General features: G+C 64.5%; 23 protein-coding genes. 7 read left to right on the top strand and 16 right to left on the bottom strand.

Features of this window, described 5'->3' with window-relative positions; translation table 11 throughout:
* Positions 1-40: 40 nt before the first annotated feature.
* The 8 genes from ACOGJC_RS10245 to ACOGJC_RS10210 all read right to left on the bottom strand — a co-directional run bounded on the left by ACOGJC_RS10245 (position 41) and on the right by ACOGJC_RS10210 (position 4,782).
* Positions 41-427: a pilus assembly protein TadG-related protein gene (locus ACOGJC_RS10245; protein ID WP_419844903.1), complete on the bottom strand. Its 387-nt coding sequence runs from the start codon at positions 425-427 to the stop codon at positions 41-43.
* A gap of 77 nt (positions 428-504) precedes the next feature.
* The gene (locus ACOGJC_RS10240) at positions 505-894 is read right to left on the bottom strand and encodes a TadE/TadG family type IV pilus assembly protein (RefSeq protein WP_419844902.1); all 390 of its coding nucleotides are present in this window, start codon (positions 892-894) and stop codon (positions 505-507) included.
* Positions 895-950: 56 nt separating this feature from the next.
* Positions 951-1,328: a TadE family protein gene (locus tag ACOGJC_RS10235; RefSeq protein WP_419844901.1), complete on the bottom strand. Its 378-nt coding sequence runs from the start codon at positions 1,326-1,328 to the stop codon at positions 951-953.
* 26 nt (positions 1,329-1,354) lie between these two features.
* The gene (locus ACOGJC_RS10230) at positions 1,355-1,549 is read right to left on the bottom strand and encodes a hypothetical protein (RefSeq protein WP_419844900.1); all 195 of its coding nucleotides are present in this window, start codon (positions 1,547-1,549) and stop codon (positions 1,355-1,357) included.
* Positions 1,550-1,637: 88 nt separating this feature from the next.
* Positions 1,638-2,516 (bottom strand): type II secretion system F family protein, encoded by an 879-nt coding sequence (locus ACOGJC_RS10225; protein ID WP_419844899.1) that lies wholly within the window; start codon positions 2,514-2,516, stop codon positions 1,638-1,640.
* Positions 2,513-3,400: a type II secretion system F family protein gene (locus tag ACOGJC_RS10220; protein ID WP_419844898.1), complete on the bottom strand. Its 888-nt coding sequence runs from the start codon at positions 3,398-3,400 to the stop codon at positions 2,513-2,515. Before ACOGJC_RS10220 ends, ACOGJC_RS10225 begins: the two co-directional genes overlap by 4 nt.
* Positions 3,397-4,581, bottom strand: coding sequence for a CpaF family protein (locus tag ACOGJC_RS10215; protein ID WP_419844897.1), 1,185 nt, complete (start codon positions 4,579-4,581; stop codon positions 3,397-3,399). The genes ACOGJC_RS10220 and ACOGJC_RS10215 overlap by 4 nt, the downstream gene beginning before the upstream one ends.
* A 9-nt stretch (positions 4,582-4,590) precedes the next feature.
* Positions 4,591-4,782 (bottom strand): hypothetical protein, encoded by a 192-nt coding sequence (locus tag ACOGJC_RS10210; RefSeq protein ID WP_419844896.1) that lies wholly within the window; start codon positions 4,780-4,782, stop codon positions 4,591-4,593.
* A 54-nt stretch (positions 4,783-4,836) separates the two neighbouring features.
* On the opposite strand from ACOGJC_RS10210, the gene ACOGJC_RS10205 reads away from it, so the two are divergent.
* Positions 4,837-5,118, top strand: a complete 282-nt coding sequence (locus ACOGJC_RS10205) for a hypothetical protein (protein ID WP_419844895.1) — start codon at positions 4,837-4,839, stop codon at positions 5,116-5,118.
* 215 nt (positions 5,119-5,333) lie between these two features.
* Here the strand turns inward: ACOGJC_RS10205 and ACOGJC_RS10200 are convergent, their stop codons facing one another.
* The 8 genes from ACOGJC_RS10200 to ACOGJC_RS10165 form a co-directional block, all read right to left on the bottom strand.
* Positions 5,334-6,044, bottom strand: coding sequence for an SAF domain-containing protein (locus ACOGJC_RS10200; RefSeq protein WP_419844894.1), 711 nt, complete (start codon positions 6,042-6,044; stop codon positions 5,334-5,336).
* Positions 6,045-6,144: 100 nt separating this feature from the next.
* Positions 6,145-6,702 carry a hypoxanthine phosphoribosyltransferase gene (hpt, locus tag ACOGJC_RS10195; protein ID WP_419844893.1) on the bottom strand — a complete coding sequence of 186 codons (558 nt, stop codon included), beginning with the start codon at positions 6,700-6,702 and terminating at the stop codon, positions 6,145-6,147.
* Between the two features lie 20 nt (positions 6,703-6,722).
* Positions 6,723-7,592, bottom strand: a complete 870-nt coding sequence (gene tilS / locus ACOGJC_RS10190; RefSeq protein ID WP_419844892.1) for a tRNA lysidine(34) synthetase TilS — start codon at positions 7,590-7,592, stop codon at positions 6,723-6,725.
* The gene (locus tag ACOGJC_RS10185) at positions 7,589-8,668 is read right to left on the bottom strand and encodes a zinc-dependent metalloprotease (RefSeq protein ID WP_419844891.1); all 1,080 of its coding nucleotides are present in this window, start codon (positions 8,666-8,668) and stop codon (positions 7,589-7,591) included. Before ACOGJC_RS10185 ends, tilS begins: the two co-directional genes overlap by 4 nt.
* Before the next feature lie 9 nt (positions 8,669-8,677).
* The gene (locus tag ACOGJC_RS10180) at positions 8,678-8,854 is read right to left on the bottom strand and encodes a hypothetical protein (RefSeq protein WP_419844890.1); all 177 of its coding nucleotides are present in this window, start codon (positions 8,852-8,854) and stop codon (positions 8,678-8,680) included.
* Positions 8,855-8,938: 84 nt separating this feature from the next.
* The gene (locus ACOGJC_RS10175) at positions 8,939-9,223 is read right to left on the bottom strand and encodes a hypothetical protein (RefSeq protein WP_419844889.1); all 285 of its coding nucleotides are present in this window, start codon (positions 9,221-9,223) and stop codon (positions 8,939-8,941) included.
* 17 nt (positions 9,224-9,240) lie between these two features.
* The gene (locus ACOGJC_RS10170; RefSeq protein ID WP_419844888.1) at positions 9,241-9,840 is read right to left on the bottom strand and encodes a sigma-70 family RNA polymerase sigma factor; all 600 of its coding nucleotides are present in this window, start codon (positions 9,838-9,840) and stop codon (positions 9,241-9,243) included.
* 72 nt (positions 9,841-9,912) lie between these two features.
* A complete protein-coding gene (locus ACOGJC_RS10165) occupies positions 9,913-11,154 on the bottom strand; it encodes an acyl-CoA dehydrogenase family protein (protein ID WP_419844887.1) in 1,242 nt (413 codons plus the stop codon).
* A 48-nt stretch (positions 11,155-11,202) separates the two neighbouring features.
* On the opposite strand from ACOGJC_RS10165, the gene ACOGJC_RS10160 reads away from it, so the two are divergent.
* The 6 genes from ACOGJC_RS10160 (at position 11,203) to ACOGJC_RS10135 (ending at position 19,848) form a co-directional block, all read left to right on the top strand.
* Positions 11,203-11,988, top strand: coding sequence for a class I SAM-dependent methyltransferase (locus ACOGJC_RS10160; RefSeq protein ID WP_419844886.1), 786 nt, complete (start codon positions 11,203-11,205; stop codon positions 11,986-11,988).
* A gap of 18 nt (positions 11,989-12,006) precedes the next feature.
* Positions 12,007-13,227 carry a cytochrome P450 gene (locus tag ACOGJC_RS10155; RefSeq protein WP_419844885.1) on the top strand — a complete coding sequence of 407 codons (1,221 nt, stop codon included), beginning with the start codon at positions 12,007-12,009 and terminating at the stop codon, positions 13,225-13,227.
* Positions 13,228-13,304: 77 nt separating this feature from the next.
* Positions 13,305-14,393: an extracellular solute-binding protein gene (locus tag ACOGJC_RS10150; protein WP_419844884.1), complete on the top strand. Its 1,089-nt coding sequence runs from the start codon at positions 13,305-13,307 to the stop codon at positions 14,391-14,393.
* A gap of 197 nt (positions 14,394-14,590) precedes the next feature.
* Complete coding sequence (locus tag ACOGJC_RS10145; protein WP_419844883.1) at positions 14,591-15,844, top strand: cytochrome P450; 1,254 nt, start codon at positions 14,591-14,593, stop codon at positions 15,842-15,844.
* Between the two features lie 49 nt (positions 15,845-15,893).
* Entirely contained in the window at positions 15,894-17,555 is a 1,662-nt protein-coding gene (locus ACOGJC_RS10140) for a flavin-containing monooxygenase (protein ID WP_419844882.1), read from the top strand.
* A 22-nt stretch (positions 17,556-17,577) separates the two neighbouring features.
* Positions 17,578-19,848 (top strand): arylsulfatase, encoded by a 2,271-nt coding sequence (locus tag ACOGJC_RS10135; protein ID WP_419844881.1) that lies wholly within the window; start codon positions 17,578-17,580, stop codon positions 19,846-19,848.
* Positions 19,849-19,852 lie beyond the last annotated feature (4 nt).

The following is a 19,852-nucleotide window of genomic DNA, read 5'->3' as shown; positions in this document are numbered from 1 at the left end:
AGGCCGCGGATGAGTTCAGTCCGGTTCTCGTCGTTCGGGTTCATAGGCCGTGTCCTGTGCTAATGCCCCACACCGCCCGTGCCGTGGCAGTGCCGGCCACTCGGCGTGAATCGATGCCGAGCAGTGAGAGGATTCGAAGAGGCTGGGTCAGCCACACGGTTGTTGAAACCGTGTCGCCCCGAACCGATATCGACCAATCATTGTGCTGGCCGAGATATTCGGAGGCTGCGATTCGAGCCCGTGATGGGTCGATGGGCACGCTTGCTTGATCTCGGTAGATCAACTCTGTAGAGATCGCTTGGGCCCCAGCTCTGGCTGCTTCGAGAGCCAACGTGGAAGCCTCTCGCCTGGCGTTCAAGATCTGGGCGCCGTCGAAGGCCAGCCCTCCGAGCATGACCAGCACTACGGCCAACACGACAAACACCACCGTGATCTGGCCCCGCTGACGATGCGTCGATGCCGGTACGGAGCCGGAGAATCTGCTCGGAGGGCGCCAGCGCACGACTAGTGGTGCCCGCTGCGGTGGCGATCGACCACTGATGCAGAGTCGGCTGTCACCATTCGGCTTCCGGGAACGCTGAGCATGGTCAGATCCGACAATCGCATCGTGCACGAAACCTGGATTCGCACACGTCCTCCTGGTTGAAGATCCATCTCCAGGACACGAACCCGGGGTCCGCCGTGGCAGTTCACTTCCAACTGCCCCAAAGAGGTTTCTGTGATCGTGACTGCCGCCGCCTGGGCGGCAGCGACCGACCGGTATTGGGAGGCGGCTCGGGCGGCGCTGCGGGCCGCCGTTGTCAACTTGCTCTCGATCACGCCCATTCGACCGGCAGCAATCACAAAGAACAAGAGCAAGGCCATAACCGGAGTCAGCACCACGAGTCCGATCACGCTGCTCCCCCGATCGGATGCGCCATAGAACGGCCGAGGCCATCGAGTCCTTCCCCTCATCTTCTATTCACGGCGATGAAGGTCTCACGAGGTCCGACCGCAGTAGAAGAAACCGCCGGGGCATATCCGGGGATCAGTGATTTCACGGTGGCTCGAACGGTCACCGAAAACCGCGATGAGTCCGTGTGAGCAGAGACATCAATGTCCGACAGCAGATTCCCCGCGTTGGTTCCAATGACCGACTGAACCGCTGTTCGGGCCACCGCCTCCGCGCCTGATTCGCCCTGACCGGCGAGGGCGCCGTCTTGAGCCGCGGCATCGACAATGGCCTGAGCGTGAAAGACCAAGGCCGCCTGGACAACGACAAGGATCAAAGTCATGGCAATGGGAACCAGCAGAACGGTGGTGGTGACTTCACCGCGCTCGCGGTCCATTTTCGGATTGGTCCCTCCACCACTGGTCAGCTGATCTTGCTGGTCTGCCCAGAAATGAAATTCGTGATGACCACGCCCGCGGCCACCGCTGCGGCCACCAGAACCGCAATGATGATGACCGTCGAGGTCACGTCGCCCCGATCGTTGTGCCAAACCCGGCGGGCTCGCTCTTCGAGCCCGGTCGTCGCCGAGATGATCAGATAATGAAACTTGGATCTCACTTTCACTTGTTTCTCCTGCGGAATGTCGGTTGGGGCGGTTCATGACGCCGATAGTTAGGTGTCTCAGGAGCGGGTTTCGCTGGGCCATTCACGAGCCGACGATGGCGGCAAAGGCCGGATAGCCGATCAGTCCCAGAAACCCCGAGAACATGAGCACGACAGGGAGCGACATGCGCTCCGTGGATTGCTGGGCTTCGGTCTCCGCTTCGGTCTGAGCTCGCTCTCGCAAGCCCCGGGCCTTGGTGTGCAGAGACGATCGCACCCGAGACCCAGAGGTGCTGGCCAGCCTGATCCACGCGGCGAGCTCTTCGAGTTCTGTCGAACCCAGTTCTTGGGCCAGTTGCTCGAAGGCAGCCCACGGCGGTTCGTTGGCCAATTGGGCTTGCCTGAGTGCCCGCTTGATCTCGACAAACCCCCACGCGGTGCCGTGGGCAGCCGAGTCGATCAAGGCCCGTTCCATTCCTGCCCCTCCTGACAGGTGAAGGCCCACGAGATCCAGATAGGCGCTGATTTGGTGGCGCAACTCTCGACGGCGGTCTAGGGCCTTTTCTCGCAACGAGAGATCGGGAACAAGGAAGAGCAGTCCTCCTCCCAGGATTGATGCCACGACCACCAGCAGGGGAGAGATCCACGTTTGGCTGAACCAGGCGATGGTCCAAACACCCGCCGGCAGCCCCGCTCCTAGGAGCATCATCCCCAATTTGGCGATGGCCAGTTCTTCCAGGCTTTGGCTGGTTGCCCGCAGATCGCGCGCCACCCGGCCCCGTCGCAGTCCGAAGGGGGTGAATGACTGTGCTGCGGCGCGTCCGATTCTGTCGCGACGGGTTTCTGTCCGGTGGCCGGACTCCGTTGGCTCGTTGAGCTCGCTCAGTCGGGATTGCAATGGCTTTCGAGGAGGGAACAACCCCCAGAAGGCGACGGCGATTCCAATCCCGATCGCGGTGCCCAGGGCCAAGCCAACGGTCATCTGGGGCCTCCTCCGGTCGCGCCTAGGGTCGTGGGGGTGTGGCGCACGTCGAGGATTCGGGGCGGGTTCTTGAACTGGCTCATCTTCACCAGGGCGATTGCCGATCCGACGAACAGTCCGCCGATCACGGCGAGGGCAACCTGTCCCCACGCTGTGTCGTAAGGGGCCAAGTAGGGCCGGCTGAAGCCCACCATGCCAACGGAGAACACTGCCACAACGCCGGCAATGAAGCGGGCAGAAGTGAACTGCCGAGCCCGAGACGCCTCGATCCTCAACCGCATTGACACTTCTTGGCGGGTGTTCTCGGCCAGTTCAGCCAGCGCCTCTTGCAGTGATCCCGCCTGGTTGGCTGCCGCCAGTTGAAGTGTGATGGCAACGGTGTCGGCCACTCCGTGGTCCACTTCGTCAGCGAATTTGGCTAGGGCATCGGGCAGCGGCTCCCGTTCGGCTCGGGCTGCCAGCTGCTGCACCGGGATGCGTACTGCCAACGGTGCGGTAGCCGCAGTGGCTTTCAATGTCTCGATCAGCCCTGATGCCGCGCTGATCGTGTCCCGCACCATCTCCACCCAGGTAGCCAGCGCGGCCAAACGCTCGACCTCCCGGTCGCGGTTCGCCTTGGCTCCGATGACGGTCGGCGCGCTGAAGCCGGCTGCGCCCACGATGAGCCCGGCAACGAGCCATCTGGTCAGCGCGACCGCGGCTATGAACCCCGTAGCCGCGATGGCCAAGCGAAACGCCAGCGGAGCAATTGGCCCCCGGAGCCTCTTGAGCAGCGTTGGGACGCTCTCGTCCGCCCATGATGGGGTGCCCCGCCAGCCGATGAGGGCGGTGAAGAATCCGCTGCCCGCGGCAGCCCCTAACAACGCTCCAACAAGCGAAGTCACTCGCGGTCCTTGAACACTTCGACGCTGGTCACTTCGCCCATCGAACTGCCGGTGACTTCTCGTACCGAGCCCACTTGGCGACGGCCGTCGTGACCCCTGCTCACATGGACGACGAAATTGATGCTCTCCGCGATCATCCGGTAGGTGGCCTCTACCGGGATGTGCTCTGCGGACCGCAGTGCGTAGGTGGCGATCTTGCTGAATGCAGCCTGGGAAGAATTGGCGTGAATTGTGCACATCGAGCCGTCGTTTCCGGTCGACAGCGCGGCCAGCATGTCCACCACCTCGGGACCTCGCACCTCGCCCACAATCAACCGGTCAGGCGACATGGCCAAGGCATTTCGTACCAGCTGCTGCATCGTGATTCCCCCCGAACCCTCGATATTGGCTGTCCGGGTTTCCATCTCAATGACGTCGTGGTGCTGGACGGGATCGGTGGTCAGGCTGAGCTCCAAACGGTCCTCTATGGTGATCAGCCGCTCATCGGGGTCGCAGGCGTTCAGAAGAGCGCGTAGGAGCGTTGTCTTGCCCGCGTTGGTTCCCCCGCAAATGATGATGCTCTTCCGGGCTTGCACCGCGGCGCGCAAGAAGTCTCGGAGCGCCTCGTCGAGGGTGCCAATCTCGCACAGTTCGTCCAGGGTCACCCGCTCGTGGCGATGACGGCGAATTGATACCGCGGGGCGCTCGGACACAGCCATCACTGCGTTCAAACGAGATCCGTCGGGCAGTTGCAAATCAAGAAATGGGTTGGCGAGGTCGAACCGCCTTTCGTTGCGTCCCAGCTGGGCCGCCGCTTTGCGGATGAGCACCACCAAGTCATCGTCTGACCTGGCCACGGGCTCGGCTCGTCGTTTGATCCCACCCGCGTGGTGTACCCAAACCGTGTCGCATCCGTTGATGTTCACGTTCTCCACGGAGTCGTCGGCCAACAGCCGCTCTATGGGTCCAAGTCCGAACAGCGTGGCCAGCACTTCGTCGGTTATGAACGACTCTTCGGTGCTGTCGATAGGGGGCAGGAACGCCCTGGCCCGTTCAGCAGCGATGGTGTCGAGCGCCTCCACAATGAATTGGCCGGCCAAGGCCTTTTGCTCGAGCCGATCACCGAGCTGGCTCGCTTCAGTCTGTTCGAATTCTCTGGTGACCATGGCCAGCACCTGTTCGGTGTAAACGGAGGCAGTCATCGGCATGGGCTAGGCGGCCGCATGCCCGGCTGTCGGGGTTTGCAGGCGGTAGTGGATCCGATGGACAAGTTCGGCCAGGGTTCGCCACAGCAACAGCCGGCGTTGACGCCGGTTGTCGGGCAGGCCACCTCCCAGGGCCTGGGTCACCCGCGGTTCGTGGGCCATGACGCCCAAGAGATCGAGTTGAGAGGCCTTTGCCATCTCCGTTGGCGGATATGGCCGGTCGCCTACGCAAACCAACGCGGCGGGAATTTCATGGGCAACCAATCTCCGGGCTTGGTGAACCAATGGAACAAGATGATCGAACCGGGGTCGAGCGACGAGCACGAGCAAGTCGCAGTGCTTGATGAGCTCAGCAGATGGGGAACCAGACCGCACTCGGCCAACGTCGACCACAGCGTCAACGTCGTCGAAGCGGCCAAGGCCTTCGGCCAATCGCTCCGCTATCGGGCTGAGTACGAGGGCGGTGGTTTCCCCGCAACTAGGAGCAACCAGGGCGGGCAATTGACCGGCCAGCAATTGGCTGTTGTCTTGTAGCCGATTAATCGTCAACTCATGCCGGGCTGCGCCGGAAAGCTCAACCAGAGAGGGAGCGAGGGCTAGGCCGAAGCGCGCCGCCAACACCCCGCCGTCACTGTCGGCCTCCACTAGAACTGCTCGTCGTCCAGTGTTCGCTTCCCAGGACAGGCCGAGTCCAACGGACAGACTGGTGGCGCCGGGACTGGCTTTCGCACTCCCTACCGCAATGATGCTCATCGGGTGGCACCCGTCATTGTTGGCTCGTGATTTGGTAGGTCGCTTGCTGGCCGGGGTTCTCCGGGCAACAAGATCAACCGCAGCTCGTTGGAGGCAGCAGCTCTGCTGATGGGCACAGCATCATCAGCAGAGACCAATAGCGACACAAACAACGCTTCTTGGCCTGAGTCCAGCACCTTGCTTACTTCTGCGATTTTGGTCCGAGTGAAGGTGTGGGCGATGTTGGGCTGACCAGCCTGATTCGGTCGGTTGTCTCGGTCAGCGGCGCTGGGTTCGCGGTCCTCACCAGTGAAGACCACCCCGACAAGCTGGCCAGGGCTGAGATGAGCAATCGGGTATGCACCGGCATGGAGAACAACGCCGACTACGGCCATGTCCTGGTCGATCGGCGAGCTCGTCGACAGCAGTTCGGGGTGGAGGATCGTTCCCTCGGGGATGGCAGCTCGGACGGTGCGGCCCACCACGGAGTCCAAGTCGGACATCGGGACAAAGCTCGCTCCCTGACTGCTGGCAATCTCAACGGCTCGCAAGTCCTCAATCTCGACTGTCGAGCCACCAGCGATGTCCCGTGCGGCCACCGCTACCGCGGTGCGGCTGCTCAGCGACGATGCCCAAAGGGCGAAGACAATTGCCGCAGTAAGCGTGACGGTCAGCCCGATTACCACCCAGGGGAGCTGCTGTCGACGGTCTTCGCTTGCCATCCGCATGGGTTGTGTCCGGAAGGTGGGGGAGGGAGCCGTCGAGTCGCTCCGATGGACTCAATCTGCCACACGCTGGCTCGTGAAGCAAGATGTATTTGAAATTATTCTATGTATTACTGTTCGGCTGGTATTGGCAGATGTGGGGGAGTTGGCGGTAGCGCTCGCCCACGTCGAGGCCGTAGCCCACTACGAAGTCGGGCGGGATCTCGAAGCCCACGTAGCGCAGGTCTAGGTCTTCGTACTGGCGGCCCTTGCGCACCAGCAGGGCGCACACTTCCAGGCTGGCCGGGTTGCGGGCGGCCAGGTTCTTGCGGAGGTAGTTGAGCGTCAGGCCACTGTCGATGATGTCTTCCACCAGGATCACGTCTCGGCCGGCCAAATCGAGATCCAGGTCTTTGACGATCCGCACCACGCCGCTGGTGCGGGTGGAGCTGCCGTAGGACGACACCGCCATGAAGTCGAACTCCACGGGCAGTTGGATGGCCCGAGCCAGATCGGCCATGAACATGAAGGCGCCCTTGAGCACGCCCACCAGCAGGGGGGCTTGGCCTTGGTAATCGGCGGTGATGCGGGAGCCGAGGTCGGCGATGCAGGCGGTGAGCTCGTCGTTGGAGATCAGGATCGGGCCGGGGTCGCCGTTGCTGGTGCTCGCCTCGGTGGACACGAGGGCCAACCTAGTAGTGCCTATCTTTGGAGGCCGAGCCGTTGGGAAGATCGGGTAACGCTCCAGCCTCCGCCGATTTCAGTGGAGCGAGCCTCGTTTCGGACCACGGCCATGACCCGTTCGATGGCCGCGGCATCGGGGGGATGCTCGGCGTTGGTTTCCTGCTGGATCCATCGCCGCAACGCCATCTGGGCCAGGGGCTCGGGGGCTTCGGCCACCGCTTTGGCATCGGTGGGGTCGATGGCCGCGGCCAACTCGTCGAGGAGGTCGCGGATCCCGCCCATCAGGCCCGCGCTGCGGGCGATGATCGGCACCACGTCGCGCTGGGCGATATCGCACAGAAGCGGCAGCAGCTCGTGGCGGATGCGGTTGCGGCGGTGGGCGGGGTCGAGGTTCGAGGGGTCTTGCACCGGGACCAGCCCGACGGCGTCGCACAGGGCCTGGGTTTCGTGTCGCCGCAGGGCCAGCAACGGGCGGCGGGCCGGGTCGATGCCGGCCAGGCCGTCGGGTCCGGCCCCTCGGATGAGGTTCAACAGCACCGTTTCGGCTTGGTCATCGGCGGTATGGCCGGTGAGCACTGTCGGGGGGAGCACCTCGTAGCGGGCCGCTCGGGCTCGGGCCTCCAGATTGGGGCCGGGCTGGCAATGGGCGGTGCGGGCTTCGAAGGCCGCACTCCAGCGGGCGGCGGCCTGGGCCACCACGTCGGCCTCGTCGGCTGAGCCGGGCCGCAGGCCGTGGTCCACATGCCACGCGGTCACCCGACAGCCCGCCTCGGTGGCCAGCACTAACAGGGCCAGCGAGTCGGGGCCGCCCGACACCGCGCAGTCCACCGCGGTTCCCGCGGGAGGAAAGGTGCAGCGCGCCAGCAGGTCGGAGGTTTGGGCGTTCACTCAGCCGGGGCGTGAGTGCCGTTGACCCGGTTGATCCACTGCTGGGGATTGCGGATCTCGGTCATGGTGGGTAGCCGATCGGAAGACTCCCACACCAGATTCAAGAGCTCGGGGCCGCCTCGGGCCTCCACCGTCTCGATGAAGGCCTCCCCGGCGGCGTATTGGTTGAGCTTGGCCTCGATGCCGATGATGCGCTGCAACAGCTTGGACACGCCCTTGGCCGAGTTGCGGCGGTGGCGCAGCACCCGGGCGAACCGGCTGGCATCGGGAATATGGTCGGCCCCGGCCCGGTCCATGGTGATGTCGCCGTGGCCCTCCAGCAGGCTCATCATCCCGCCGATGCGGTCTAATACCGCCTTTTGCTCCGGGGTGGCCAAAAGGGCGGGGAGACCCCCGTCGGCCAGCGGGTCCTCGCCCCGCCGTCGAGCCTCGATCACCTGCTTGGCCACGAACTTGAAGTGCTCCAAGTCGGGCTCGGCCGCATCCAGGGCCTCTTGCACCAGGCCTAGGAAATGGGGCCGCAGCCACTCGATGCCGGTGAACTGGGCCCTATGGGTGGTCTCGTGCAGGGCCAGCCACAGCCGGAACTGGTGGGGGTCGAAGCCGTGCTTGTGCTCGAGGGCCATCACGTTGGGGCCCACGTAATAGACCATGTCCTGGTCTTCGGGCCGGTCGTCCTCGATGATGAGCAGGTCGTACTGGCCCAGCACCCGGGTGGACATCCAGCCCAGCACCGCGCCCATCTCGGTGCCGCTCACCCGCTGGGTCACCGGGGCCAGCCACGAATGCGACACCCGCTCGGCCATCTTCTCGGTAACGGGGCGCAGCAGCCGCTGGAACGAGGCCACGTTGGCGTCCACCCACTGGGCCCGGGTGGCCACCTGGGCCCGGGCGGCGCCCGACATCGACTTCAACCCGGTTTCGGCCGCGACCAGCTCCTCGGCTTGGGCGGTCAGCTCGTCCAGCTCGGGGGCGAGGCTGCGGTAGTGGTAGGAGTCGAGGAACGGCTCGTGGCCGCCGACCCTTTTGGCTACTCGCTCGGCCAGTCGCCAATCGACCGGATCGGCCGTTGCCACCACCGGCTTCTAACTGCTCTCGTCGGTGTCTTGAGCTTCGGGATCTCGCCGCTGGCGGGGGCCATAGCGGGGCGCGACCACCTTGGTGAAGTAGCCGACGATGGTGGCGATCACCAAGGGCACGGTGCCGATGACCAGCAAGAGGGCGATCCACCAGTGCCACACCACCGCAGCAATCAAATCCATGCGACCACCCTAGGCGACCTGCTCCCGGCGACTCCATGCCAACGAGGGCACCGGTTGGGTGATTCGCTCATGGTTTCAGGCTCGTTAGAAGTCTTGGATATCCAGGTCGTCGAGCACGACGCGCTGGAGGGTCTCGGTGATGCGGATTTGCAGGGAGGCGGGGGCCGACTCCCGGCAGGCCTGGCCCATAGCCATCTTGAAGCGGACCTCGACATCGAGCACCTGCACGCAGGCGATGCAGTCGGCCAACTCGACTCGCACATGGCTGATGCTTTCCAGCGTGGGTTGGCCGTCGAGGGCCCGGGTGATGAGCTCGCGCGAATAATCGCACTGGTTGGGAATCCCCAGACAATGCCTTTCGCTGCTCATCGCGGTGCCTCCCAGAATCAGATGCCAGCCGAAGCCGGCGCCCGTTCAGAATCCGGTGGGTCGACCCAACCCCGGGTCTTCCCAAACTCTAGTAACCGCCTTTGCAGCGTTTTTCTTCCCCGATGCAGCCTGCTCATGACCGTTCCTATGGGAACGTCCAGGATTTCGGCAATCTCCTTGTAGGCGAACCCCTCCACATCGGCCAACAAAACGGTGATCCGGTACTCCTCGGGCAGCGACTCCAGGGCGTCCACGATCTCTGATTCGGTGATCTGATCCATCAACACGTCTTCGGCGCTCGCCCCCAGCGCGGCCTTGGTATCGCCGCCGAGGCGCTGGTGGAGGTACAGGTCTTCGACCCTGGCCAGGTCTACCGACTTCGGCTTGCGCTGCTTGCTCCGATAGGAGTTGATGAAGGCGTTGGTGAGGATGCGAAACAGCCAGGCCCGCAGATTGGTGCCCTGCGTGAAGTTGCCGAAGCCTCGATAGGCCCGCAGGTAGGTCTCCTGTACCAGGTCTTCGGCGTCGGCGGAGTTGCGAGTCATTCGCCGGGCCGCCGAGTAGAGCTGGTCCATGTACTCCATGGCCTGGTCGGCGAATGTGGCTTGGTCAGCCATCTGACGACAGCTTACTGCTGCGATTGAGGGAATTGGCCGCGACCGAGATGAACAAGAGATGAATGCAAAACGTTAATTTGGGCCTGTCCCGCCCACCTGTTCCCGCCACGGAACGTGCTTGTCCACCCGGGGCTCGGGCGGCAGGCCGAGCACCCGCTCGGCCATGTTGTTGCGGTGCACCTCGTCGGTCCCTCCGCCGATCGATCCCCAAAACCGGTTGAGCGCCTCGTTGGCCCACACCCCGGTGTCGGCGTGGTCGCCGGCCACCCCGTAGCCCCCCAGGATCCCCACCCCCAGGTTGCCCCGGTCCCGGCGGCTCTCCGACCAGTACACCTTCAGCGTCGAACCGTCGAAGCTGGGCTGGCGGCCCCGGCGCACGTCTTCTTGCAAGCGCCGGCCCATCAGATCCAGCAGCCTCTCTTTGGTATAGGCCTGGGCCAGCTCTTGGCGGACCATCGGGTCTTGGTCCATGCCCCACCGCTGGGCCAAGGCAATCAGGTTGGCCGAGCTGTCGGCCCGGTCCATGCCGCCGCCGATCATGGTGGACTCGTTGGCCAGCACCAGCCGGGCCACCGCCCACCCGCCGTTCACCTCGCCGACCACGTTCTCAGCGGGGATTCTCACGTCGCTCAAGAACACCTCGTTGAAGTGGGCCGACCCGTTGATGGTGCGTATCGGGCGGGGATCCACGCCGGGGGTGGCCATGTCAACCAAGAAGAAGGTGATTCCCTTGTGCTTGGGGGCGTCGGGGTCGGTGCGGGCCAACAGGATTCCCCAATCCGACAGGTGAGCCGATGAGTTCCACACCTTCTGCCCGTACACCACGAACTCGTCGCCATCCCGATCGGCCCGCGTCGCCAAATTGGCCAGATCCGACCCGGCGCCCGGCTCGCTGAACAGCTGGCACCACACCACGTCGCCCCGCAACATGGGCTCCAGATGGCGGGCCTTCTGCTCATCGGTTCCAAAGTGGCCGATGGCCGGTCCGGCCAGGGCGATCCCCGCGGCCAGAAACCCGCTGGTGACGTCGAATTTGGCAGCCTCCTGCTGGAAAATCTGCCGCTGCCACCGCTCGCCTCCCTGGCCGCCGTGGTCCTCGGGCCAGTCGATGGCCGCCCACCCGCCGTCGTGCAGCTCCCGCTGCCACGCCCGGCATCGGTCCATGTGGGCCCTCTCGGCGGCCTCGTCGGGGTGGGTGGTCCGGGTGGACCACCCGTCGCCGTCTTCCCTCAATGGTGCTCGGGCTTCCAGCCACGCCCGCACCTCGTTGCGGAATGCCGCTCGCTCGGGGGTGTCTTCTGAGTGCTCGCCCACGGTGCGACGATACGGTATGGCGCGACTGGGAGCAGAGGGGAAGCACGAATGGCCGATGATCGTTACGGGGTTCGCGACGAAGAGGTGGAGATCGAGCGCAACCGCCTTGAGATGCTGGCCGAGGCCCGCGATCCTCGCACCCGCCGCATTCTGGACAGCATTGGGCTGAGTCCGGGGTGGCGGTGCTGGGAACTGGGTGCCGGCGGCGGCACGGTGTCGGCCTGGCTGGGCAAGCGAGTCGGCCCCGACGGCACGGTGTGGTCCACCGATGTCGATCTCCAGTTCCACCGCCCGGTGCTGCCCAACGTGGTGGTGGAACAGCACGACGTGACCAGCGACCCTGTGCCTGAATCGGCGTTCGACCTCGTGCACACCCGGGCCGTGCTCCAGCACCTGCCCGAGCGCGACCAGGTGATCGAGAAGCTGTGGAATGCCCTTGTTCCGGGCGGTTGGCTGCTGGTGGAGGACGGCGCATTCGCCTCGTTTGCCGAGCAGACACTCCTCGAGCCCTACGCCACCGTCCACCGCGCCATGGCCACCGGGGCCACCGCCGAGTGGCGCGATCCCAACTTCGGAGTACGCCTGCCGGGGCGGTTTCGCGATCTGGGAGCGGCCGACATCGACATGACTGGCAACGTGTGGGCCATGCGCTCCGGAGAGCCGGGCGGGGAGTGGTGGTTCCTCGCCATGGAGCGGGCCATTCCCCGCATTGTGCAGGCCGGCCTGGTGACCGCTGAAGAAGGCCAGACAGCCCTGGCTCAGGTTCGGGCGCCCGGATTTGTCATGATGAGTTCTCTGTCGATCGCGGTATGGGGCCGAAAGCCCGCCAAATAAAGAACTCAGGAGGCTGAGATGGAGAATCTGGAACTTTGGAATCCCTCGACATTCAAGAACGGTTTCCCCCACGACTACTTCCGCGACAAGCGCGACAACGATCCGGTGTTCTGGAGCGAGCACCCGCACTGGGATGGCTTCTGGAACGTCACCCGCCACGCCGATGTGCAGCGGGTGTCGCGCGACTCCGATTGCTTCAAGAGCCAGCCCAACCCCTTCCTGGCCGGCGACCAGCCGCCCTCGGTTGACGACGGTGCCAACTCGCAGATGCTCATCAGCCTCGACCCGCCCGATCACACCAAGATGCGCAAGCTGGTCAATCGGGGATTCACACCTCGCCGGGTGCGCGATTTGGAGGAGAGGATCCAGTCGCAGGTCGACCGGTTGATCGACCAGGTGGCCGACAAGAGCAGCTGTGAGATGGTCAGCGAGATCGCGGTGGAGCTGCCCTTGCAGGTGATCGCCGACTTGGTGGGCGTGCCCGAAGAAGACCGCCACCAGATCTTCCACTGGACCGAGATCACGTTCGGCTTCGACGAGAAGTACACCACCGAGGAGATGATGGACGCCGGAGCGCAGATGTTCGCCTACGCCGACCAGATGTGCGAGATCCGCAAGAAGGAGCCCCACGACGATCTCATCAGCGTGCTGATGGAGGCCGAGATCGAAGGGGAATCGCTCGACCAGATGCAGATCGACGTGTTCTTCATGCTCCTCCAGAACGCGGGCTCGGAGACCACCCGCAACCTCATCACCACCGGCACGCTGGAGCTCATCCGCAACCCAAACCAGATGCAGATCCTCAAAGACGACCCGTCGCTCATCCCCAACGCCGTGGAGGAGCTGTTGCGCTACACCACGCCGGTGATGCAGTTCGTGCGCCGGCCCAGCTACGACACCGTGGTGGGCGGCCAGGAGATCAAGGCCGGCGATCCGGTGGTGATCTGGTACTCCTCGGCCAACCGCGATGAGCGGGCCTTCGACAACCCCGACACGCTGGACGTGACCCGCGACGCCAGCCAGCACGTGGCCTTCGGCGCCGGCGGACCCCACTTCTGCCTGGGAGCGTCGCTGGCCCGCCTGGAGGCCAAGATGATGTTCGAGGCCATCGTCGGCCGCTTTGAGGGTCTGGAGCTAGGGGTGGAAGATCCCCGGACCCTGCCTCGCCTGCACTCCAGCCTGGTCGACGGCTATGTGGAAATGCCGCTGCGCTGGGATGGGGTCAAACCAGCCGCCTAGAAGGGCTTTTGCCTCCTAAACGACTATTGTTAGGGTAACTTGACGAATAAGCGCAGCCACTCTAGAGTTCTGCGCCCATGAACAAGATTTCCCGTATTGGGCTGGCCGGCGCGCTGCTCGCCATGGCCCTCCTGGCTGCCGCCTGCGGCGGCGACAGCGGCACTAAACTCGAAGGCGTTGCCGCCACTGTCTACGACGGCAAGTGCGCCGATGAAAGTGATTCGTCGGTCACCGTGTACTCCGGCCGCAGCGAGAACTTGATCAAGCCGGTGCTGGATGCCTTCGCCTGTGAAAGCGGCACATCAGTCCGGGTTCGCTGGGGTTCGTCCACCGACTTGGCCCTCCTGATCGAGACCGAGGGCGACCGAACCGACGCTGACGTGTTCATTTCCCGGTCGCCAGGTCCGGTGGGATTCCTGGAGTCCAAGGGGCTGCTCACTTCGATGGACAGCAGCGTGTTGGAACTGGTGCGCGAAGACCATCGAGGAGGCAACGGCACCTGGATCGGATTCTCCGGGCGCAAGCGGGTGCTGGTCCACAATGTCGAAGTGGTGCCCCCCTCCGAACTGCCGACCTCGGTATTCGACCTCACCGATCCAGAGTGGAAGGGTCGAGTGGCCATACCAGCCACCAACGGGTCGTTTGTGGACTGGTTCACGGTTTTCCGCGACCAGTACGGCAACGATGTCGCCACCCAGTGGCTGAGCGACATGGTGGACAACGACGCCCGCTACTACCCCAACAACGTGGCCATCGTGGAGGCCGCCGCCCGAGGCGAGATCGACGTGGGCCTCGTGAACCACTACTACAACTACCGGTTGGCGGCCGATGCCGAGGCGGCCGGGCAAGAGCATCTAGCAGCCAACTACGACCTCTCCGACGAGGACATAGGTTCGTTGCTCATCATCACCGCGGCCACCATGACCTCCAATGTGTCCGACCGGGAAGCAGCCCAGGACTTGATCGCCTACCTGCTCTCCCCATCGGTGCAGCAGTACTTCACCCGCAACACCTACGAATACCCGCTGGCCGGAGGCGTCGAGCCCAACCCCGTCCTGCCCCCGCTGACCGCCCTGTCCATCGGTTCCGTCGATTTCGACGCCCTCGGCGGCGGCTTCGAGACCACCGAGGAAATCATCCAGAGCAGCGGAATACTGAGTCAGTAACCCCCCTCTCCCTCTTCATGTGACGGCCCCAACGGTAGGCGTGGTGGTGGGTGGCCCGGCTCAGGGCGCCCGCCGCCCGGACTCCATGGAGGACGGCGGGCTGGGCCGGGACAGGACCCGCCACCACGCCGGGGGATGGTAATGACATTCTCGCTGCGCTATGGATCAAGCTCCCCCCACGATCTAACGTCTAATACGTGGACGTCGACCCCCTAGATCTCATATCTCCCAAGCGCTACGGCGAAAACGGCCAGCCCCACGAGCTGCTGGCCTGGATGCGCCAGAACTCCCCAGTTCATTGGTGCGAACCCGACGGCTTCCAGAACTTCTGGGCCGTCACCCGCCACGCCGACATCATCGAAGTCTCCATGCAGCCCGAGCTGTTCAGCAACGAGGCCGACAGCATCACCGTGCGCACCGACCAGCAGGTGGCCGATTTGGAGGAACACGGCAGCATCATCGGCGACATGCGGACCATCATCAGCATGGATCCGCCCGATCATCGGCTGTACCGCAAAGTGGCTAGCGGCTTCTTCACCCCGCGGGGCATCAGCCAGCTCGACCAGATCGTGAACGACAGCGCCAAGGCCCTGCTCGACAGCCTGGGCGACGAGGGCGAGTGCGATTTCGTAGACATCATCGCCCAGCGCCACCCGCTGCGGGTGCTGGCCACCATCTTGGGCATCGATCGCGAAGACGAGGAGCGCCTGTTGGTGCTGACCCAGCAGCTTTTGTCGGGCGACGACCCCGACTACCGGCGCGAGGCGGAGACCCGCTATCAGGCCAGCGCGGAAGTGGGGCTGGAGTTCTACGCCATGTTCGACCGCATCATCAAGGATCGCCGGGCCAATCCCCAAGAGGACCTGGCCACCATGCTGGCCAAGGCCCATCTGCCCACCGGCGAGGCCCTGCCCGAGATCGAGACCTTCGGCTACTACCTCATCGTGTTCACCGCCGGCCACGACACCACCCGCAATGGCCTGTCGGGCGCGCTAGAAGCCTTCTTGGCCAATCCCGACCAGCTTCAGCGGTTGAAGGAAAACCCCGAGATGGTCAAAGACGCGGTGGAGGAAGTGATCCGCTGGTCCACTCCGGTGAACTACATGAAGCGCACCGCCATGGCCGACGCCACCGTGGCCGGCCAGCCGGTGAAAAAGGGCGACTTCGTGGTGTTCTTCTACGCCTCGGGCAACCGGGACGAGGCGGTGTTCGACCGTCCCCACGACTTCGACATCGGCCGCCACCCCAACCGTCACCTGGGCTTCGGCTGGGCCGAGCACTACTGCCTGGGAGCCCATCTGGCTCGAGCCAGCACCCAGGCCCTCATCAGGCAGCTGGCCGAGCGAGTCATCGAAATCGAGCCGGCGGGGCCGATCGTTCGCACCGAGTCCAACCTCATTGTTGGCGCCAAGAAGCTGCCGGTTCGCTACAAGCTCCGCCCCGCAGCCTGAACCCCAACCCTGAGTTCCAGCCCACACCCCGACCCCAACTGAAACCACCATGAGCACCAATCACAACACCCCTGTCCACTACGACGCCGTGGTTATCGGCGCCGGATTCGCCGGCATGTACATGCTCTACAAGCTCCGCCAACTCGGGCTGACCGCCCGGGTGTACGAGCGCGGCGACGATGTCGGCGGCACGTGGTACTGGAACCGCTATCCCGGCGCCCGCTGCGACGTGGAGAGCCTGGAGTACTGCTACAGCTTCGACCCCGAACTAGAGCAGGAATGGGAGTGGACCGAGCGCTACCCCGGCCAGCCCGAGATCCTCCGCTATGCCCAGCATGTGGCCGAGCGCTACGACCTGTACCGGGACATCCAGTTCAACACCATGGTCACCAAGGCCGCGTACGACGACGAGACCGGCCACTGGCACGTCAGCAGCGCGCCCGCCGTCAACCACATCGACCACAACCACGCTCCCAACCAAGACGACACCGACCACGTCACCGCCCAATACCTCATCACCGCGGTGGGCTGTCTTTCGTCGTCCAATGTGCCCGACATTGCCGGCATCGACACATTCCGGGGCGAGGTGTGCCACACCGGCCGCTACCCCAAAGAGGGGATCGACTTTGCTGGCAAGCGGGTCGGGATCATCGGCACCGGCTCGTCGGGCATCCAGGCCATCCCGGTGATCGCCGAGACCGCCGAGCACCTCACCGTGTTCCAACGCACGCCCCAGTACGCCATCCCGGCCCGCAACCATCCCCTCGACCCAGTGGAGCAGGCCGAGGTCAAGGCCGACTACCACCGGCTCCGGGAGCAGAACAAGACTCAGCAGGGAGCACTCGGTGCCCGCTTCGACTGGAATGAGGGGTCGGTGCTCGACGTCGAGGTCGAGGAGGCGTTCAAGGAGTTCGAAGCCCGCTGGGATATCGGCGGTTTCGCCTTCCTCGGCGCCTATTCCGACATCGCCCGCACGCCGGAGGCCAACCACGTCGCGGCTGACTTCGTCAAGGAGAAGATCCGCGAGACGGTCAAAGACCCCGACGTAGCCGAGCGGCTCATCCCCACCACCTATATCGGGTGCAAGCGCCTGGTGCTCGACACCGATTACTTCGTCACCTTCAACCGCGACAACGTCAGCCTGGTGGACATCAGCGAGAACGTCATCGACGAGATCACCCCCGACGGGGTGCGGCTCACCGACGGCACCCACTACGACCTGGACGTGATCGTGTTCGCCACCGGCTACGACGCCATGACCGGCTCGCTGCTTCGCATCAACATCCAAGGACGAGGCGGGCTTCCGCTGGCCGAGCAGTGGTATGCCGGACCCCGCACCTACCTGGGCCTTGGTGTGCCCGAATTCCCCAACATGTTCACCATCACCGGCCCGGGCAGTCCATCGGTGCTGGCCAACATGATCGTGTGCATCGAGCAGCACGTGGACTGGATCGGCGAGTGCATCGACCACATGCGGTCCAACGGCCACAGCCACATCGAGGCCACCGAGGAGGCCACCGAAGCGTGGGTGGACCACGTGAACCTGGTGGCCAGCTACACGCTATACCCCACCTGCAACTCCTGGTATCTGGGCGCCAACATCCCCGGCAAGACCCGAGTGTTCATGCCCTTGCCCGGTTTTCCCGACTATGCCAAGAAGTGCGAGGAGGTGGCCGCCGCCGGTTACGAGGGGTTCAACCTTACCCACTAGCCATCCCCTATCTTCTGGCCCCATGACGGAACGCCGTATCGGCCTCACCCTGGCCGAATCCACGTCGCCGCCGGTGCCGCGGCCTTACGATCCTGATGCCCCCAATGTGCTGGTGATCGTGCTGGACGATCTCGGCTTCGCCCAGCTGGGGTGCTACGGCTCCGACATCGACACCCCCAACCTCGACCGGTTGGCGGCCCGGGGTCTGCGGTTCACCAACTTCCACACCACTGCGATTTGCTCTCCCACCCGAGCGTGCCTGCTCACCGGGCGCAATCACCACCGGGTGGGAGTGGGGATGCTAACCGACTTGCCCATCAACTTCCCCGGCTACAACGGCCAGCTCCCCGACTCGGCCGGGACCCTGGCCCAATACCTGGGCACCGAGGGCTGGGCCACCTACGCGGTGGGGAAGTGGCACCTCACTCCCCGCGACCAGCGAGCCGCCGGTCCGTACCACACCTGGCCCACCGGGATGGGCTTCGACCACTACTACGGCTTCCTCAACGGGCAGACCAACCAGTGGACGCCGCAGCTCATCCGGGATCAGACCTATATCGAGCCTCCGGCCTCCCCGGAGGAGGGATATCACGTCGACGCCGATCTGGCCGATCAGGCCATCGACTACCTGCGGCAGTTGCGACTGGCCGACCCCGATCGGCCGTTCTTGATGTGGTACGCCACCGGCACCCCCCATGCTCCCCACCACGCACCGCCGGAGTGGATCGATCGCTACGCCGGGCGGTTCGACGGGGGCTGGGATGTGTGGCGAGAAGAAGTGCTGGCCCGCCAGAAGGAGATGGGGGTCATCGCCGGTGATGTCGCTTTGTCGGAGCGGCCGGAGTGGGTTGAGGCCTGGGCTGAGGTGGACTCCGACCGCCAGCGACTGTATGCCCGCATGATGGAGGTGTACGCCGGGTTCTTGAGCCACTTCGATCACCACATGGGCCGGGTGCTCGACTACTTGGAGTCGACCGGCGAGGCCGACAACACCGTGGTGGCGTTGATCTCCGACAACGGCGGCTCAGCCGAAGGGGGACCCCACGGCACCTGGAACCAGCTCCGACACGTCATCAGCGACGATGAAGACGACGTGGAGCTGGAGATGTCCCACTTCGACGACTTGGGCGGGTTCCGCTCCTGTGGGCACTACCCGTGGGGCTGGGCGCTGGCCGGCAACACCCCCTTCCGGCGGTGGAAGAAATACACCTTTGAGGGCGGCGTGCGCGACCCATTGATCTTGACTTGGCCGGCCGGGATCGCAGCCCGGGGCGAGTTGCGCCATCAGTACTCCCACGTGACCGACGTGATGCCCACGATTTTGGATTTGGCCGGGGTGCAGCCCCCGGCCGAATTCGGCGGGGTGGAGCAGATGTCCTTCGACGGTGTCAGCATGCGCCCAATCGTGGACTCCGATGATCCCGAGGCCGCCCGCACCAGTCAGTACTACGAGTGCTGGGGCAGCCGGGCCATGTACCACGAGGGTTGGAAGGCGGTCACCAACCACGTCAACCAGCTCACCGCCGCCGACCGAGACGCCATCGTCGGCAGCCTCGATTTCGCGGAAGACGAGTGGGAGCTGTTCGACACAGAGGCCGATCCCATCGAGTCGAACAACCTGGCCGAAACCCATCCCGAGAAGCTGGCCGAGATGATCGGGTTGTGGGACGCCGAGGCCGACCGCAACGGCGTGCTGCCCCTAGACGACACCCAGGTCAACCGCATCGCCCACATGTATGCCCCCTGGATGTCGCTGCGGCCCCGCTACGACCTGGTGCCGGGCGACAAAGTGCATGAGACCGTCGGGCCGTTGCAGTTCGGCGGCTACCGCGCCGTGGCTGCCTTCCCCGGCGGGTTGCCCGCGAGCGCTGAAGGAATTATCTGCGAGCAAGGCGACTGGATCTCAGGCTGGGCGCTTTTCTTGGCCGACGGGGAACTCCGCTGGGTGGCAGTGGTACACGGTCGGGAATACCGGGCTACCGCCGCCGCCCCGATCGGGGCGCGTTTTCTGGGAGCGGAATTGTCCCCCGCCGACAGTGGCCTGTTCACGGTCACGCTCACTGCCGACGATGCCGAGATCGGTCGGGGAGCCGAACAGTTGCCCCTGCCCACCTCCTGGGCCCCCGACAGCGCCTTCCTCACCGTGGGCTACGGCCGCCCCTTCCCGGTGTGTGACGACTACCAGCCGCCGTTTGAGGTACCTGAGGCTCTGGCTTCGTTGGTCATAGAGACCGGCCCGCTGCCCCCGTTCGACTTCGACGCCGAATTGGCCCACGCCATGCGCCACCAATAGCCGA

It is taken from the genome of Candidatus Poriferisocius sp. (assembly GCF_965204015.1).
Lineage (GTDB): Bacteria > Actinomycetota > Acidimicrobiia > Acidimicrobiales > Bin134 > Poriferisocius.
This window is presented reverse-complemented; position numbering and strand designations above follow the sequence as displayed.

Excerpts from the sequence above, each read along its gene's own strand:
- ACOGJC_RS10155 (WP_419844885.1), top strand. The coding sequence starts at position 12,007 with ATGGAGAATCTGGAACTTTGGAATCCCTCGACATTCAAGAACGGTTTC.
- ACOGJC_RS10175 (WP_419844889.1), bottom strand. The coding sequence starts at position 9,223 with ATGAGCAGCGAAAGGCATTGTCTGGGGATTCCCAACCAGTGCGATTAT.
- ACOGJC_RS10150 (WP_419844884.1), top strand. The coding sequence starts at position 13,305 with ATGAACAAGATTTCCCGTATTGGGCTGGCCGGCGCGCTGCTCGCCATG.
- ACOGJC_RS10200 (WP_419844894.1), bottom strand. The coding sequence starts at position 6,044 with ATGCGGATGGCAAGCGAAGACCGTCGACAGCAGCTCCCCTGGGTGGTA.
- ACOGJC_RS10160 (WP_419844886.1), top strand. The coding sequence starts at position 11,203 with ATGGCCGATGATCGTTACGGGGTTCGCGACGAAGAGGTGGAGATCGAG.
- ACOGJC_RS10215 (WP_419844897.1), bottom strand. The coding sequence starts at position 4,581 with ATGACTGCCTCCGTTTACACCGAACAGGTGCTGGCCATGGTCACCAGA.
- ACOGJC_RS10135 (WP_419844881.1), top strand. The coding sequence starts at position 17,578 with ATGACGGAACGCCGTATCGGCCTCACCCTGGCCGAATCCACGTCGCCG.
- ACOGJC_RS10180 (WP_419844890.1), bottom strand. The coding sequence starts at position 8,854 with ATGGATTTGATTGCTGCGGTGGTGTGGCACTGGTGGATCGCCCTCTTG.
- ACOGJC_RS10210 (WP_419844896.1), bottom strand. The coding sequence starts at position 4,782 with ATGGCAAAGGCCTCTCAACTCGATCTCTTGGGCGTCATGGCCCACGAA.
- ACOGJC_RS10225 (WP_419844899.1), bottom strand. The coding sequence starts at position 2,516 with ATGACCGTTGGCTTGGCCCTGGGCACCGCGATCGGGATTGGAATCGCC.
- ACOGJC_RS10235 (WP_419844901.1), bottom strand. The coding sequence starts at position 1,328 with ATGGACCGCGAGCGCGGTGAAGTCACCACCACCGTTCTGCTGGTTCCC.
- ACOGJC_RS10140 (WP_419844882.1), top strand. The coding sequence starts at position 15,894 with ATGAGCACCAATCACAACACCCCTGTCCACTACGACGCCGTGGTTATC.
- ACOGJC_RS10170 (WP_419844888.1), bottom strand. The coding sequence starts at position 9,840 with ATGGCTGACCAAGCCACATTCGCCGACCAGGCCATGGAGTACATGGAC.
- ACOGJC_RS10205 (WP_419844895.1), top strand. The coding sequence starts at position 4,837 with ATGGGCAACCAATCTCCGGGCTTGGTGAACCAATGGAACAAGATGATC.